Annotated in this window: 10 protein-coding genes, 1 pseudogene and 1 riboswitch; of the genes and pseudogenes, 6 read left to right on the plus strand and 5 right to left on the minus strand. The window is 60.8% G+C overall.

Annotation, left to right across the window (positions count from 1 at the left end; translation table 11 throughout):
- The first annotated feature begins 128 nt into the window (after positions 1-128).
- Both QSV77_RS06515 and QSV77_RS06520 read left to right on the plus strand, forming a co-directional pair.
- A complete protein-coding gene (locus tag QSV77_RS06515) occupies positions 129-2,444 on the plus strand; it encodes an NADP-dependent malic enzyme (protein WP_142839854.1) in 2,316 nt (771 codons plus the stop codon).
- 138 nt (positions 2,445-2,582) lie between these two features.
- On the plus strand, positions 2,583-3,686 hold the full coding sequence (locus QSV77_RS06520; RefSeq protein WP_302732885.1) for a DUF2865 domain-containing protein: 1,104 nt from the start codon (positions 2,583-2,585) through the stop codon (positions 3,684-3,686).
- Positions 3,687-4,391: 705 nt separating this feature from the next.
- Here QSV77_RS06520 and bluB read toward each other — a convergent pair.
- Together bluB and QSV77_RS06530 are read right to left on the minus strand one after the other, a co-directional pair.
- Positions 4,392-5,108, minus strand: coding sequence for a 5,6-dimethylbenzimidazole synthase (gene bluB / locus QSV77_RS06525; RefSeq protein WP_302732886.1), 717 nt, complete (start codon positions 5,106-5,108; stop codon positions 4,392-4,394).
- 96 nt (positions 5,109-5,204) lie between these two features.
- A riboswitch (cobalamin riboswitch) is annotated at positions 5,205-5,388 on the minus strand.
- Between the two features lie 72 nt (positions 5,389-5,460).
- Positions 5,461-6,291, minus strand: coding sequence for a TolB family protein (locus tag QSV77_RS06530; RefSeq protein WP_302732887.1), 831 nt, complete (start codon positions 6,289-6,291; stop codon positions 5,461-5,463).
- A 192-nt stretch (positions 6,292-6,483) separates the two neighbouring features.
- Here QSV77_RS06530 and QSV77_RS06535 point away from each other — a divergent pair, with 192 nt between their 5' ends.
- Positions 6,484-6,861 (plus strand): glyoxalase superfamily protein, encoded by a 378-nt coding sequence (locus QSV77_RS06535; RefSeq protein WP_142839856.1) that lies wholly within the window; start codon positions 6,484-6,486, stop codon positions 6,859-6,861.
- Positions 6,862-7,141: 280 nt separating this feature from the next.
- Here QSV77_RS06535 and QSV77_RS06540 read toward each other — a convergent pair whose 3' ends face one another.
- Positions 7,142-8,821: an NAD+ synthase gene (locus QSV77_RS06540; RefSeq protein ID WP_302732888.1), complete on the minus strand. Its 1,680-nt coding sequence runs from the start codon at positions 8,819-8,821 to the stop codon at positions 7,142-7,144.
- A gap of 221 nt (positions 8,822-9,042) precedes the next feature.
- Between QSV77_RS06540 and QSV77_RS06545 the strand changes: the two genes are divergently transcribed.
- Positions 9,043-10,983 carry an LTA synthase family protein gene (locus tag QSV77_RS06545; protein WP_302732889.1) on the plus strand — a complete coding sequence of 647 codons (1,941 nt, stop codon included), beginning with the start codon at positions 9,043-9,045 and terminating at the stop codon, positions 10,981-10,983.
- Between the two features lie 115 nt (positions 10,984-11,098).
- Positions 11,099-11,632: a DUF1003 domain-containing protein gene (locus tag QSV77_RS06550; protein ID WP_269699672.1), complete on the plus strand. Its 534-nt coding sequence runs from the start codon at positions 11,099-11,101 to the stop codon at positions 11,630-11,632.
- Between the two features lie 354 nt (positions 11,633-11,986).
- Here the strand turns inward: QSV77_RS06550 and QSV77_RS06555 are convergent.
- Positions 11,987-12,145: pseudogene (locus tag QSV77_RS06555) on the minus strand (riboflavin biosynthesis protein RibD); the annotation flags it as partial.
- 240 nt (positions 12,146-12,385) lie between these two features.
- Between QSV77_RS06555 and sthA the strand changes: the two are divergent.
- Positions 12,386-13,789, plus strand: coding sequence for a Si-specific NAD(P)(+) transhydrogenase (sthA, locus tag QSV77_RS06560; RefSeq protein WP_302732890.1), 1,404 nt, complete (start codon positions 12,386-12,388; stop codon positions 13,787-13,789).
- A 291-nt stretch (positions 13,790-14,080) separates the two neighbouring features.
- Here the strand turns inward: sthA and QSV77_RS06565 are convergent, their stop codons facing one another.
- Positions 14,081-14,731, minus strand: coding sequence for a hypothetical protein (locus QSV77_RS06565; RefSeq protein ID WP_302732891.1), 651 nt, complete (start codon positions 14,729-14,731; stop codon positions 14,081-14,083).
- Positions 14,732-14,781: the final 50 nt, after the last annotated feature.

Raw genomic sequence — 14,781 nt, forward strand, 5'->3', positions numbered from 1 at the left:
ATGGCTTCACGAAAACGCGAATAAGCCATGCCCGTATTTGCATGAATGTGCGTCAAATAACGGCTGTACCATGGGGAAGTTTGTTGTATTCAGGGGGCCGGAATGAAACCAGATATGACGGTGGAAGAATGACCTCTCACGATAAGAACAATACGCCCGCCAACACGGCAAAGGCCGACATCGAGGAACAGGCGCTCTTTTTCCACCGCTATCCGCGCCCCGGCAAGCTGGAGATCCAGGCCACCAAGCCGCTCGGCAACCAGCGCGATCTGGCGCTCGCCTATTCGCCGGGTGTGGCCGCTCCCTGCCTCGCCATCCATGAAAATCCGGAAATGGCAGCAGATTATACAGCGCGCGCCAATCTCGTCGCCGTCATCTCCAACGGCACCGCCGTGCTCGGCCTTGGCAATATCGGCCCGCTTGCTTCCAAGCCTGTCATGGAAGGCAAGGCCGTCCTCTTCAAGAAATTCGCCGGCATCGATGTCTTCGACATCGAGATCGACGCGCCCGGCATCAATGACATGGTGTCGACCATCGCAGCGCTGGAGCCCACCTTCGGCGGCATCAACCTTGAGGACATCAAGGCGCCGGAATGTTTCGAGGTGGAACGCCAGCTGCGCGAGAAGATGAACATCCCCGTCTTCCACGATGACCAGCATGGCACCGCGATCATCGTTGCCGCCGCCGTCACCAACGCGCTGGAACTGGCCGGAAAGTCACTCTCCAGTGTCAAGATCGTCGCTTCCGGCGCCGGTGCGGCAGCCCTCGCCTGCCTCAACCTGCTTGTCGCCATGGGCGCAAAAAAGGAAAACATCTGGGTCCACGATATCGAAGGCCTGGTTTATGACGGCCGCAACGAGCTGATGGACGAGTGGAAGGAAGTCTACGCCCAGAAGACCGACAAACGCGTGCTGGCTGACTCCATCGATGGCGCCGATGTCTTCCTCGGCCTTTCGGCGGCCGGCGTGCTGAAGCCGGAACTCCTGGAGCGCATGGCGGAAAATCCGCTTATTCTTGCGCTTGCCAACCCCAATCCGGAAATCATGCCCGAAGTGGCGCGTGCGGCGCGCCCGGATGCGATGATCTGCACCGGCCGTTCGGATTTCCCGAACCAGGTCAACAACGTTCTCTGCTTCCCCTATATCTTCCGCGGCGCGCTGGATTGCGGTGCCACGACCATCAACGAAGAAATGAAGATGGCCGCCGTGCAGGCCATCGCCGAGCTTGCCCGCGAGGAAGTCTCGGAAGTGGCGGCCAGAGCCTATAGCGGCGAAACCCCGGTCTTCGGCCCGACCTATCTCATCCCCTCGCCCTTCGATCCGCGCCTCATCCTGCGCATTGCGCCGGCCGTTGCCCGCGCCGCCGCCGCAAGCGGTGTCGCAGCCCGGCCGATCACCGATTTCGAAGCCTATTTCGACCAGCTGAACCGTTTCGTCTGGCGCTCCGGCTTCATCATGAAGCCGGTCTTCAATGCCGCCAAGGCTGCCGAAAAGAAGCGCATCATCTTTGCCGAAGGCGAAGACGAGCGTGTGCTGCGCGCCGCCCAGGTTCTGCTGGAAGAAGGCACCGGCATCCCGATCCTCATCGGCCGCCCGCAGATCATCGAAACGCGCCTGAAGCGCTTCGGCCTGCGCATCCGCCCGCATACGGATTTCGCCGTGGTCAATCCGGAAGACGATCCGCGCTACCGCGATTATGTCGATGATTATTTCGCGCTGGTCGGCCGCGCCGGCATCAACCCGGAAGCGGCGCGCACCATCGTGCGCACCAACTCCACCGTCATCGGCGCGCTGTCGGTCAAGCGCGGCGAAGCCGATGCGCTGATCTGCGGTCTGGAAGGCCGTTATGACCGGCATCTGCGCGACGTGAACCAGATTATCGGCAAACAAGAAAATGTGCGCTCCTTTGCAGGCCTCAGCCTGCTCATCACCCAGCAGGGTGCGCTCTTCCTCACCGATACGTTCGTGAATAACGATCCGACATCAGAAGAAGTGGCGGAAATGGCCATTCTTGCGGCCAAGGAAATTCGCCGTTTCGGCATCACGCCGAAGATCGCGCTCGCCAGCCACTCCAATTTCGGTTCGCGCGATTCTGAAAGTGCGCGCAAGATGCGCCGCGCGCTGAAGATCGTGCAGGCGGCGGCCCCCGAGCTGGAAGTGGACGGCGAAATGCAGGGCGGTTCAGCCCTTTCGGAAGCGCTGCGCAAGCGCGCCATGCCGAACAGCGTGCTGACCGGCGAAGCGAACCTTTTGGTTTTCCCGAACCTTGATGCCGCCAACATCACGCTCGGCGTCACCCGCACCCTGACGGAAGGCCTGCATGTCGGCCCGATCCTGCTCGGCACGGCCCTGCCCGCCCACATCCTGTCGCCCAGCGTCACCTCGCGCGGCGTCGTCAACATGGCGGCCTTTGCCGTGGTCCAGGCTTCGCACCCTTCGGTGTGATGCTGCGGGCGCATTAACGCAATTTTGAACAAGCTGTTGCCGCATTGCGGCAACAGCTTGTGTTATCTTCCTGAAACACGGATTTCGTGAAGTATAACGCCCCTGCCACCGGCCGGGGACATTAAACGGATCGCACAATTGACCCGGCGCAGCCGCATCATCGGCCTCCTGCTTCCCCTTGTTTTCCTCGCCCCGGCCGCCGCCTTCGCGGATCAGGTCTGCGATACGCTTTATGCGCAACTACGCGAACCACCACGCGTCATCGGCAACACGGCGGAGGTGCGGCGTTACGCCAATGCGCTCGCCCGCCAGAACATGGTCGTGCGCAAGATCAGGAACGATCTGCGCAGCTACGGCTGTTCATCCGGCAGCGTCATTGTCTACGGCAACCCCAATGCCGGCCTCTGCGCCGAGATCGGCGACGCGCTGGTGGATGCCGAGGCCGAACGTGACGCCATCATTCGTGACCGTGATGACGCGATGGCGGCTCAGCGCAGCGATGATGGCGGCATCAGGCGCCAGCGCATTCTCGCCGCACTCGACGCCAATGGCTGCAGCGCAATGCCGGAAACGGACAGGCAATCGCCGCAGGCCCCGGATGTCACCCGTTATCCCGATGCTTTCCGCCAGGGCGACCGTGAGCCGGGACGGACGGGCCTGTCGCCTTACCCCAATGCCGCCGCCGAGGGCGGACTGCGCACCCTTTGCGTACGCACCTGCGACGGCTCGTTTTTCCCGATCGCCTCCAATGCCTCGCCGCTCGATTTCCGCGCCCAGGCGGAGCAATGCCAGAAAATGTGCCCGGGCACGCAGACCGAGCTTTATTTCCACTCCATGACGGATCAGGAAACCTCCGATATGGTCTCGGCCGAAACCGGCAAACCCTACAGGGACCTGCCCACCGCCTTCGCCTATCGCAACGCGTCTACGAAAGCGCCCGGCTGCGCCTGCAACATGGCCGCCTATCACGAGGACATGCAGAAGCAGGAAGAGGCCGCCCGGCCACAGGCCGAAAAGCCCTATTCCGGCATCACCACCATTCCGTCACCGCAGGGCGACAAGCCGAAGGAACCGGCCGAACAGCAACAGGCGGCAAAACCACCGGAGCAACCGGTTCCCGAACGCGATTATGATCCGAACGACGCAAAAGTCCGCGTCATCGGTCCGAAATTCCTGCCGGACCAGACCGGTCGGATCGACCTGAAGAACCCGGCTCTGAAGGGCATTCAGCCACAGCAGTAATATGTGTCGTGAGCGAGCGCGCGACCCTCGTTTCTTCTCCCCGAGGGGAGAAGTCCGCGGCAGCGGGATGAGGGGGCAACGTCAGCGATATTCGGTGAGCTAGCCCCCTCATCCGACCCTTCGGGCCACCTTCTCCCCCTTGGGGAGAAGAAACGCGCAGCACCGCCTTGCGACGGCACTTCCCCAGAACCGGGGCCGGGCTTGCCGCAAAGCAGATCGAAACGGCGACGGGGTTCCCCGTTGCGCAGTAAGCCGGCGGTTAGGATCGGGCGGGTGCCACAAGTTTCTTCTCCCCGAGGGGGAGAAGTCCGCGGCAGCGGGATGAGGGGGCAACGTCAGCGATATTCGGTAAGCTAGCCCCCTCATCCGACCCTTCGGGCCACCTTCTCCCCCTTGGGGAGAAGAAACGCGCAGCACCGCCTTGCGACGGCACTTCCCCAGAACCGGGGCCGGGCTTGCCGCAAAGCAGATCGAAACGGCGACGGGGTTCCCCGTCGCGCAGTAAGCCGGCGGTTAGGACCGGGCGGGTGCCACAAGTTTCTTCTCCCCGAGGGGGAGAAGTCCGCGGCAGCGGGATGAGGGGGCAACGTCAGCGATATTCGGTGAGCTGGCCCCCTCATCCGACCCTTCGCGCCACCTTCTCCCCGCTCAGGGAGAAGAAAAAGCGGCAACGCTTCACTTCATCCGCAGACCGTTATCAGTGCCTTACCGCCCACCCCAGCGGTCGCGAAACACCAGCTCCTCCAGCGGCACACGCTGGCGCCAGCCCTTCACCGCCAGTTCCGGCTCGGTGTAAAGCGTATCGACGCGCCCAAGGCACAGCCAGGCGACGATTTCGATATGCTCGGGAATATCAAGAATGGTGCGAATATCGCTGTCGTGGAAAATACTGACCCAGCCGACGCCGATGCCTTCGGCGCGGGCGGCAAGCCAGAGGTTCTGGATGGCGCAGACGGTGGAATAGACATCCGTGCGCGGATTGTGGGTGCGCCCCAGCACCACCTTGCCACCGCGTGTGGGATCGCAGGTCACGCAGATGCTGAGCGGTGCCTTGCGGATGCCTTCGAGCTTGAGACTGCGATAGAGCGCCTGCTGCTCGCCCGTAAACATCGCCGCCGCCTCTTCATTGGCGCGGCTGAAGGCCACAAAGGCGGCCTGGCGCACGGCCCCATCGGTGACGAGCGTGAAATTCCACGGCTGCATGAAACCGACAGAGGGAGCCGAATGCGCCGCCTTCAGGAGACGCTCGACAAGATCATCCGGCAGCGGATCAGGCAGGAACTGGTCGCGCACGTCGCGGCGCGTCTCGATGGCGCGGTAGATCGCCTCGCGCTCCGCACCGGAAAACGGCTGGGCAGACGAAAGCGCATGGTCAAATGGATCGCTTTGTAATGGATTGCCAGCGGACGGGTCGGTCGGCATCGTTTAACCCCAACAATGCGGGCGCGCGGATGCCGAAACCATGCCGGTTTTCGCATGCACGACGCGCCTCTTCAGCAACCTGCCGCCGTCCGCGCGGTTCGGTCTATCCTGCCAGGCCGGTCTTCTGACTCGGCTTCATCCGCCCTCTTCGCCTTCCCGAATGACTTCAGTGGCTTTTTAAAAAGGGCATCCGCCTCACAGCGCTGGGCACGTTCCGGTTTCTCACCGGATTCCCGATTCTCCCGCCACAAGGGCGGGCACCTGACTGAGGAAGCTATGAGCAAGAAGGCTTGCGAATGCAAGTATCGCGAGGCCGGTGCGGCAATGTGACCTTAACGAAAGCCAAATCACATTACGCCACAGGGAAGTAACGCACATAAGCGAATTCATCCCCGTCCGGCGACCAGTTGGGCGAGTTCATCGTGCCCTGCCCGCCGAAAAGCTCAAACAGCGTTTCGACATTGCCGCCATCCATATCCATCAGCCGCACCCGCACATCGAGATCACGCGGATGGTCGAAAACGTCGCCGTCATAGGAGACGAACACCACCTTGTCACCTTTGGGAGACGGGTGCGGAAACCAGTCACCATAGGAACTATCGGTAACGCGCTCCACAGCGGAGCCATCCACCCGCACCCGCCAGATCTGCATCAGCCCGGTGCGGCTGGAATTGAAATAGACCCACGCACCGTCAGGCGAATAATCCGGCCCGTCATTGCGGCCCTCGCCATGGGTCAGGCGCGTCTCGATGCCGCTCTCTATATCCATGGAATAGATATCAAAGACCTGATCACGAATGCCGCAATAGGCGAAGCTCTTGCCGTCCGGCGCCCAGCCATGCCAGTAGGAAGGAAGGTTCTTCGTCATCAGCCTTGGCGCACCGCCCGCCGATGGCAGAAGATAAATGGCGCTCTTGCCGAATTCCACCTTGTCGGAAATGGCATAAAGCGAACCGTCAGGCGAAATGCCGTGGTCGTTGTTGCATTGCGTCGCAAAGCCGGTATCGACCTTCTCCGGCGAGGTGTCACCGGATGGGGACAGGCGATAGAGCAACCCCTCGCTGTTCAACAGCAGATATTTGCCATCCGGCGACCAGTTCGGCGCTTCGAACAGTTCCGGCGTCTGCCACACCACCCGCATCTGCCGGGTACGGATGTTGAAGATTTCGATGGAACTGCGCATGCTGCCTCCCGGGACTGTCGATAGTCTGGCTCTGATCGTTGGCGGACGCAGACATTCCGTTTGCTTTCGCCGCCATGGTGATTATGATCCTATGGCCGCAGGCACCGTCCTGCAAATTCAAATCGGAAAAAACGCCAGCGTTCCGGCACCGCCCGTAACCCTTCCCGTTTCTCCCAGATCCGAGGTTCCGCGATGAATACCATCGCCGATCACGGCATCCGCTTCGGACGGATCGCCGCAATGCTTCCTGTCAAGAATATCGAAAAGGCCCATGACTTTTATGTCGGTGTGCTGGGCTTCACAAAAACCTTCGAAAACGGCACTCCCGTCGGCTTCATGATCCTCAAACAGGGCAATGCCGAATTGCACCTGACATTGCAGCCCACCCATAAGGCAGCGCCCTTCAACGTGGCGCATATGATGGTCAGCGATGTCGATACGCTGCATGAGATTTGCAAAAGCCATGGGCTGCGCATCATCAAGGCCCTGCAGGACAAGGATTATGGCCTCAGGGCCTTCGTGTTTGAAGACCCTGACGGCAATCGCATCGATGTCGGGCAGGTTATTTGAGGTGAGTGAAGAGTGGCGCGGGGGTTTCTCTGCGCCATTCATGAACCCCCATCGTGGACCGAGCGCATGCCACGTGTTTCTTCTCCCCGAGGGGGAGAAGGTCGCGGCAGCGGGATGAGGGGGCAAGGGTAGTGAGATACGGCAACGGTGTCCCCTCATCCGACCCTTCGGGCCACCTTCTCCCCGGCGGGGAGAAGAAATATGCCGCACCGTCTCACAGGCAATTACTCTGGATGACACCGGACCAGCGTTAAAGGCCCCCCTCCGGAAACCGCCTTAATCACCGATCCCGGAACCGGTTGGTGATCGGATAACGCCGGTCACGCCCAAAGTTCTTCTTGGTGATCTTCACGCCCGGCGCCGATTGCCGGCGCTTGTATTCGGCGAGATAAAGCAGATGCTCCACCCGGTGCACGGTCGCCACATCATGGCCGCGCGCCAGAATTTCCTCGACCGACATTTCCTTCTCGACGAGGCATTCGAGAATATCGTCCAGCACCGGATAAGGCGGCAGCGAATCCTGGTCGGTCTGGTTGGGGCGCAATTCGGCCGATGGGGCCTTGGCGATGATATTGGCGGGGATCACCTCGCCGGAAGGGCCGAGCGCACCCGGCGGCACGTGGGCGTTGCGCCAGCTGGAAATGGCATAGACCTGCATCTTGTAGAGGTCCTTGATGGGATTGAAACCGCCATTCATGTCGCCATAAAGCGTGGCGTAACCCACCGACATTTCCGACTTGTTGCCCGTCGTCACCACCATGGAGCCGAACTTGTTCGAGACGGCCATCAAAATGGTGCCGCGCGTGCGGCTCTGCAGGTTTTCCTCGGTAATGCCCTCTTCCGTGCCCTCGAAGAGATCGGAAAGCGCCGAAAGGAAACCTTCCACCGGCTCGACGATCGGCACGATATCGTAACGGCAGCCCAGCGCTTTCGCGCAATCGGCGGCGTCTTTCAGCGATTCTTCCGAGGTATAACGGTAAGGCAGCATGATGCAGCGCACCCGCTCCTCGCCAAGCGCGTCAACGGCCAGTGCGGCGCAAATCGCCGAATCGATGCCGCCTGAAAGGCCAAGAACCACGCTCTTGAAGCCGTTCTTGTTCACGTAGTCGCGAAAGCCCAGCATGCAGGCGCGGTAATCCGCCTCCTCGCCCTCTGGTATTTTCGAAAATGGCCCGCTCTCGCAATGCCAGCCATCGGCCGCGCGTTTCCAGTCGGTAACGGCAAGCGTGGCCTCGAACTGGCTCATCTGGAAAGCAAGCGTCTTGTCGGCATTAAAGCCAAAGCTTGCACCGTCAAACACCAGCTCGTCCTGCCCGCCCAGCTGGTTGGCGAAAACCAGCGGCAGGCCGCTTTCGATAACCTGCCTGAGCGCCACCTGATGGCGCACATCCAGCTTGCCGCGATAATAGGGCGACCCGTTCGGCACCAGCAGGATTTCCGCGCCGCTTTCGGCCAGCGTCTCGCACACGCCCATGTCGTTCCAGATTTCCTCGCAGATCGGAATGCCGATCCTGACCCCACGGAAATTATAGGGGCCGGAAATCGAACCTTCGGCAAAAACCCGCTTCTCGTCGAACTCGCCGTAATTGGGCAGGTCAATCTTGTCGCGCAGCGCAATGATCTTGCCGCCATCCAAAAGCGCCACCGAATTGTGACGGCCCGTCTCGCCCTGGCGTGGAAAACCGATGACGACACCCGGCCCGCCATCGGCGGTGTCTGCCGCCAGTTCTTCCACCGCCTTCAGGCAGGCCTTCAGGAAAGCCGGCTTCAGCACCAGATCCTCAGGCGGATAACCTGAAATGAACAGCTCGGTCAGAAGCAGAAGATCGGCGCCCTGCGTTGCCGCATCGGCCCTTGCCTCACGCGCCCTGGCGAGATTGCCCGCCACGTCGCCAACAGTGGGATTGAACTGCCCGACGGCAATCCGGAGATGGTTCTGGATATCGTGTCTGTCGCTCATGCCATTTCAATACCGCGCCTGTGGCCGCTCCGCAACGCGGCAATTGCATGCCACCGCATGGGCGATGCGCCACGGCTGCGTTCACGCTAAGGTTATCACCGCTCCAGCCATCCTCCGCAAAGTTCATGTCGCGTTCATCGCGCTTATGTGACAGTTACATGACACTTTTGCGACGCCTGATTCATCTCCCCGGATTGGGCGGACGCCTGCAATACCGGAGTATGAGTTTGAGAGATTCGGCGCCAAAAACAACGGCTTCCGAAAAGGCTGGTTTCGTCTTTTCGCCTGCATGGACAAGGAGCCTTTCGAAGCTTTCGGCCGCGGCCTATACGCTTGCCAATCTGACGGTCGCCTCCATCGTGCTCGTCGTGGCGCTGGAATGGATCGCCCGCGGTTCGCTCCATGATGTCGGTGCTTTCCTCACCTCCTCCGCCCGCCCGGGCATGACCACCATTGCCGCCGTGCTCACTCTTTTGGTCGCGCTGGATGCGATCCTTGGCCGGCGTTATCTGTCCCTCATCGCAGTTGCGCCGCTCTGCGCGCTGACCGGGCTTATTTCCGCGCAGAAACAGACCTATCTCTCCGATCCGCTTTACCCATCCGACCTGCTGTTCGGCCGCCAGATTTTCGAGCTTCTGCCCACCATGCTGAAGGCGCAACCGCTGACGGCAGTACTGGTCGGTCTTGGCATCTGCGCCGCCATTGCCGCTCTCGTGGCGCTCTGGCTGCTGGCGCGCCGGCATTCCCCGTCATTGAGCTGGCGTGAACGCGCCGCGGGGCTTGCACTGGCGCTGCCGCTTCTTGCCGGCCTCGCCTCGCTGATGGACTATTCGCATTATTCCTGGGTCCGCGATCGCCTCAACATCATTCCGATGATGTGGGACCAGCAGGAAAATTACCGTCACAACGGCTTCCTGATGGCCTTCGCTTTCAATATTCCCATGGCCAATGTTTCGGCGCCGCAGGGTTATGGTGAAAACAGCATTGCCGACCTGACCTCGGAACCTGCCGCCTTCGCCGCCAACAAGGGCGATTATCCTGACGTCATCATGCTGATGAGCGAGTCGCTGTGGGACCCGACCCGGCTTGAAAATGTGAAGCTCTCCGCCGATCCGATGCCGACGATCCGCGCCAAGCAGTCCGGCAACGTGTTCTCACCCGAGTTCGGCGGCATGACGGCGAATGTGGAATTCGAGGCGCTGACCGGCTTTTCCAACGCCTTCCTGCCTTATGGCAGCATTCCCTATCAGCAATATATCCGCCGCCCCGTGCCCTCGCTCGCCAGCTTCTTCCGCGGTGAAGGTTATTCGGCCATCGCCATGCACCCGTTCCAGGAATGGTTCTGGAACCGCAAGCAGGTCTATCAGAATTTCGGCTTCGAGGAATTCCGCTCCGAAGAGACTTTGCCGGCCATGGAAAAACGCGGCAACTTCGCCTCTGACGATGCGCTGATGGACGAGATCATGGCGACGGCCGACAAGGCGCAGAACCCGCTCTTCCTCTTCGCCGTCACCCTGCAGGGACATGGGCCTTACGAGGCGACCCGTTACGCCGAAAACACCATCGGCGTCGAAGGCGATCTCTCCGCATCGGCCTCGCAGGCGCTCTCCACCTATTCGCAAGGCGTCGTGGAAGCCGATGATGCGCTTTTAAAAATGATGCGCTGGGCAAAGAAGCGCGACCGTGAAACCATCATCGTCCTCTTTGGCGATCACCTGCCGCCGCTTGGCCAGGCCTTCGTGGAAAGCGGTTATATGCCGGGCATGGTCGCCAGCCGCCGTGCACCACTTGACGTGATGAAGAAGGAGCATGAGACGCCGCTCGTTGTCTGGTCTTCGAAAAAGGGCGTGCGCAAGAAAATCGGCACCATCAGCCCGGCGCTTCTGCCCTATCACGTGCTGAGGACCGCCGGCTTCTCCGATCCCTTCTATACCGGCACGCTCGGCGAGGTGCAGCAGGCCTTTTCCGTCATCGACCGGCATATGCTGGTGGCAACCGATGGCAAGGCCCTGCCCGACTGGTCTATCGCCCCGAACGCCGTTCCCGACGTGGTGCGCGATTACCGCCTGCTGCAGTTCGACATGATGTTCGGCGCCCAATATGGCCGCGAGCGCTTCTTCCCCGGTTTCAACTGGCTGCACGAGGGTGCGCCGGCCGTCTGATGATGTGTGGCGGGGACGCCTGAACCGCATGGCGACGGAAATCGTTTGAATTCCGCCGCCATGCGGGTTTATCTCGCACGGAGCGCAGGCATCTCATCAAAACCGGAGACACACCGTGTCAGATATCTCCGACTACATCACGTCGCATTTCAAACGTTCCTCCCGCGAAATCGGTGAGGTGGAGCGCCGCATTCTGGAACTGTCGCACCAGAAGAAGCTGGTTTCGAGCGACATCAATGCGGAATTTTCCGCCGGCGCCAGTCTCGGCGACAGGCTGGCCGACAATATTGCCAAGATCGGCGGCTCCTGGGGTTTCATCCTCGGCTTCTGTTTTTTCCTGATCTTCTGGGCGATCATCAACACCATAATACTGACAACAGGCGCCTTCGACCCCTATCCGTTCATCTTCCTCAACCTGCTGCTTTCCATGCTGGCCGCCATTCAGGCGCCGATCATCATGATGTCGCAGAACCGCCAGGCCGCGCGCGACCGTTTCGAGGCCGCTAAGGACTATGAGGTGAACCTGAAGGCCGAGCTGGAAGTGCTGTCGCTGCATGAAAAGATCGACGTTAAGGTGCTGGCCGAGCTTGCGGCGCTGAGACAGGACCTCGCCGCACTCCACCACCACGTCACCCGCAAAGACGGCTGATACCGGCAAAAATTCATCCCCGCTTTTCCCCGCCCTGCTGCGTGCTGTTATCCTGCAAGCAGTCCTGCCGGGTGGAAGCCAGACGTGGTAAAAACCAAGGGACGGTTCTGATGGGAACGGTGGCGCGTTCGTGACGACAGAACCATTTCGCAAAGTGCGGTGCACAGCCCTTTGCGAGATACGGCGCTCTGGAATGGCCCGGCTGCGCAACGCATCCGACCCACACCAACCTCAACCTAAAGCGCAGCCGGGCAATCGCCCGAAGTGCTCCCGCTATTCCCCGTCCGGCAACGCCGTGCGGGATGAAGGTGTTGGGGGTTTGGAGCAGAGTGGACAGAGGCGCGTGTGGCCTTACCCCCCCTCTGCCCTGCCGGGCATCTCCCCCTCAAGGGGGAGATCGATCTGCGGCGAGGTCTCGCCCCTCTCGAAGCTTGAGAATGAAGCGACGAAAGGCTTCTTGCCGATCTCCCCCCTTGAGGGGGAGATGCCCGGCAGGGCAGAGGGGGGTAAAGCCACGCTCGCCTCCGCTCCGCTATGAATCAAACAACCTCCCGAAAATTCACCCCCAGTTACGAATCCGTCAGAATCTTGCGCTACAGATTGACGCAGGCGTTTGTTGCATTGCACTCTTGCGGGCAAGGCTGACAGGGGAATCACTCCCCATCGTCAAAATGGCATCACGACCATTTCGCGACGACGCCGTGCCGGATGCGACATCCGGTTATCGCAATGCATTCTGTTCCGGGGTTTTTCATGCACCAGTTCGATCTGATTGTTGTCGGCAGCGGTCCGGCGGGAAGACGGGCCGCCATTCAGGCCGCCAAGCTCGAAAAGAAAGTTCTGGTCATCGAGAAAGGCAGCCGCGTCGGCGGCGTTTCCGTGCACACCGGCACCATTCCTTCCAAGACCCTGCGCGAAACCGCGCTCAACCTTACCGGCTGGCGTGAGCGCGGTTTTTACGGCCGTTCCTACCGCGTCAAGCAGGAGATCGACGCCGACGATCTGCGCCGCCGCCTGCTCATTACCCTGGATCACGAGGTCGAGGTGCTGGAGCACCAGTTCGCCCGCAACCGCGTGCAGCACATTCGCGGCACGGCAAGCTTCGTTGACGCCAACACCATGAAGGTGGTGAAGAACGACGGCGAAATCATGAATGTCACCGGCACCTCCATCCTGCTGACCATCGGCACCCGGCCCTACCGGCCACCGCACATTCCCTTCGACGGCCAGGCGGTGCTCGATTCGGATGAGATTCTCGAAATCAAGGAACTGCCGCGCTCCATGGTCGTGGTTGGCGCCGGCGTCATCGGCATCGAATATGCGACGATCTTCAGCGCGCTCGACACGCAGGTGACGGTGGTGGAACCGCGCGAGACCATGCTGGAATTCATCGACAAGGAAATCGTCGAGGACTTCACCTATCAGCTGCGCGATCGCAACATGAAGCTGATCTTCGGCCAGAAGGCGGAAAAGGTGGAACGCGACGAGAGCGGCAAATGCCTCGTTTCGCTCGGCAATGGCCGCGTCCTCAAAACCGAGACGGTGCTGTTTGCCGCCGGCCGTGTCGGCGCCACCGATACGCTCAACCTTTCGGCCTGCGGGCTGGAAGCCGACAGCCGTGGCCGCCTGAAGGTCGATCCCGAAACCTTCCAGACCTCGGTGCCGAACATCTATGCCGCCGGCGATATCATCGGTTTCCCGAGCCTTGCATCCACGTCAATGGAACAGGGCCGCATCGCCGCCCGCCATGCCGTCGGCGCACCGGCCGGCGAACCGCCGCAATTCTTCCCCTACGGCATCTATGCCGTGCCGGAAATCTCCACCTGCGGGCTGACGGAAGAAGAAGTCATAGAACGCAGCATTCCCTATGAATGCGGCATCGCTCATTTCCGCGAGACCTCCCGCGGCCATATCATGGGCCTCGACAGCGGCCTCTTGAAGATGATCTTCTCGCTGAAAACCCGCCGCCTGCTGGGCGTCCACATCGTCGGCGAAGGCGCAACCGAACTGGTGCATATCGGCCAGGCGGTGCTGAACCTCAAAGGCACGGTGGAATATTTCGTGGAGAATACGTTCAATTACCCCACGCTGGCTGAGGCCTACAAGATTGCCGGGCTGGATGCTTGGAACCGCATGGGTGAGATCAAGAAGGATTGATCGATGGATTTTCGAAGGGGTGCGAAGCTGCCGAGAGGCATGGCAGGTTGCCTTGCGCGCTTGTGGCAAGGTCGTAGCATCCCCACTCCGTCACCCGGGACTTGATCCGGGGTTCAGCCAACCCAAGTCCTTGGGTCGAAAAGCCTCTTCCCGCTGCAGAGATAGCAGACTTCTCCGTCGTCATCCTCGGGCTTGACCCGAGGATCCACAAACCGGCGCACCATGAATCCTCGGGTCAAGCCCGAGGATGACGACGATTTTTCAGCCACCCCACTATGGGTGGAACCACGCTCACCATCTAATGCTATACCGCGCACTCACCCCCGGCCGGAAATGATCCGCAAAACCCTGGTCGAGCGTCCCCCGCACAGTCAGGTGATCGCCCAGTTTCTGCTCCACCGCCACGCCGCTGCTGAACTCATTGAAACTGTTGCGGCTGGCCCCCGTCAGAACGAAGGCCGTGCCGGTCTCGGAGCGGGAAAGCCGCAACGACTGCGACACATCAAGACCGTTCCATTGCTGCGCCGTGCCATCATAACGCACGGTGAAATTGCGGTTCGCCTCGATATCCAGTTCCGGCGTGACGATACGCTTCTGCTGCGAAGTCACGGAAACGCTGCTCGAGCCCGTCAGCGCGTTGAACAGCACGCCGACATCACGGGCAAGCGAAACACCGGGCAATTGCTCGGCGAGCAGCGTGACATTGCCCCACACCCGCACCGGCGTATCCACCACCTGCCCCGTCTTTGAAGCACTCATGCCCATTTCCAGCCCCGCCCGGATCGGCGTATCGACCGGCAGCTTCGCGCCGATGCGCGCCGTATAGGAACGGTCGGAATTCTTGACCGGCTTCCAGATCAGCCCGGCTTCATCGGCATGGGCAGCGGTTCCCGTAAGGGCATAAAGAATGATGAAAAGGGCAAAAACCCTTTGGAGCGACATATCTTGTCCCCTGGCAAATTAAGGGCATGCCAGCAGACGCCGGCAGGCAC

The organism is Agrobacterium sp. V1 (assembly GCF_030518355.1).
GTDB lineage: Bacteria > Pseudomonadota > Alphaproteobacteria > Rhizobiales > Rhizobiaceae > Agrobacterium > Agrobacterium cucumeris.

What these genes read in the sequence shown, in the direction of transcription:
- QSV77_RS06515 (WP_142839854.1), top strand. Translation starts at nt 129, where the DNA reads ATGACCTCTCACGATAAGAACAATACGCCCGCCAACACGGCAAAGGCC.
- bluB (WP_302732886.1), bottom strand. Translation starts at nt 5,108, where the DNA reads ATGCCGACCGACCCGTCCGCTGGCAATCCATTACAAAGCGATCCATTT.
- QSV77_RS06530 (WP_302732887.1), bottom strand. Translation starts at nt 6,291, where the DNA reads ATGCGCAGTTCCATCGAAATCTTCAACATCCGTACCCGGCAGATGCGG.
- QSV77_RS06535 (WP_142839856.1), top strand. Translation starts at nt 6,484, where the DNA reads ATGAATACCATCGCCGATCACGGCATCCGCTTCGGACGGATCGCCGCA.
- QSV77_RS06540 (WP_302732888.1), bottom strand. Translation starts at nt 8,821, where the DNA reads ATGAGCGACAGACACGATATCCAGAACCATCTCCGGATTGCCGTCGGG.
- QSV77_RS06545 (WP_302732889.1), top strand. Translation starts at nt 9,043, where the DNA reads ATGAGTTTGAGAGATTCGGCGCCAAAAACAACGGCTTCCGAAAAGGCT.
- sthA (WP_302732890.1), top strand. Translation starts at nt 12,386, where the DNA reads ATGCACCAGTTCGATCTGATTGTTGTCGGCAGCGGTCCGGCGGGAAGA.
- QSV77_RS06565 (WP_302732891.1), bottom strand. Translation starts at nt 14,731, where the DNA reads ATGTCGCTCCAAAGGGTTTTTGCCCTTTTCATCATTCTTTATGCCCTT.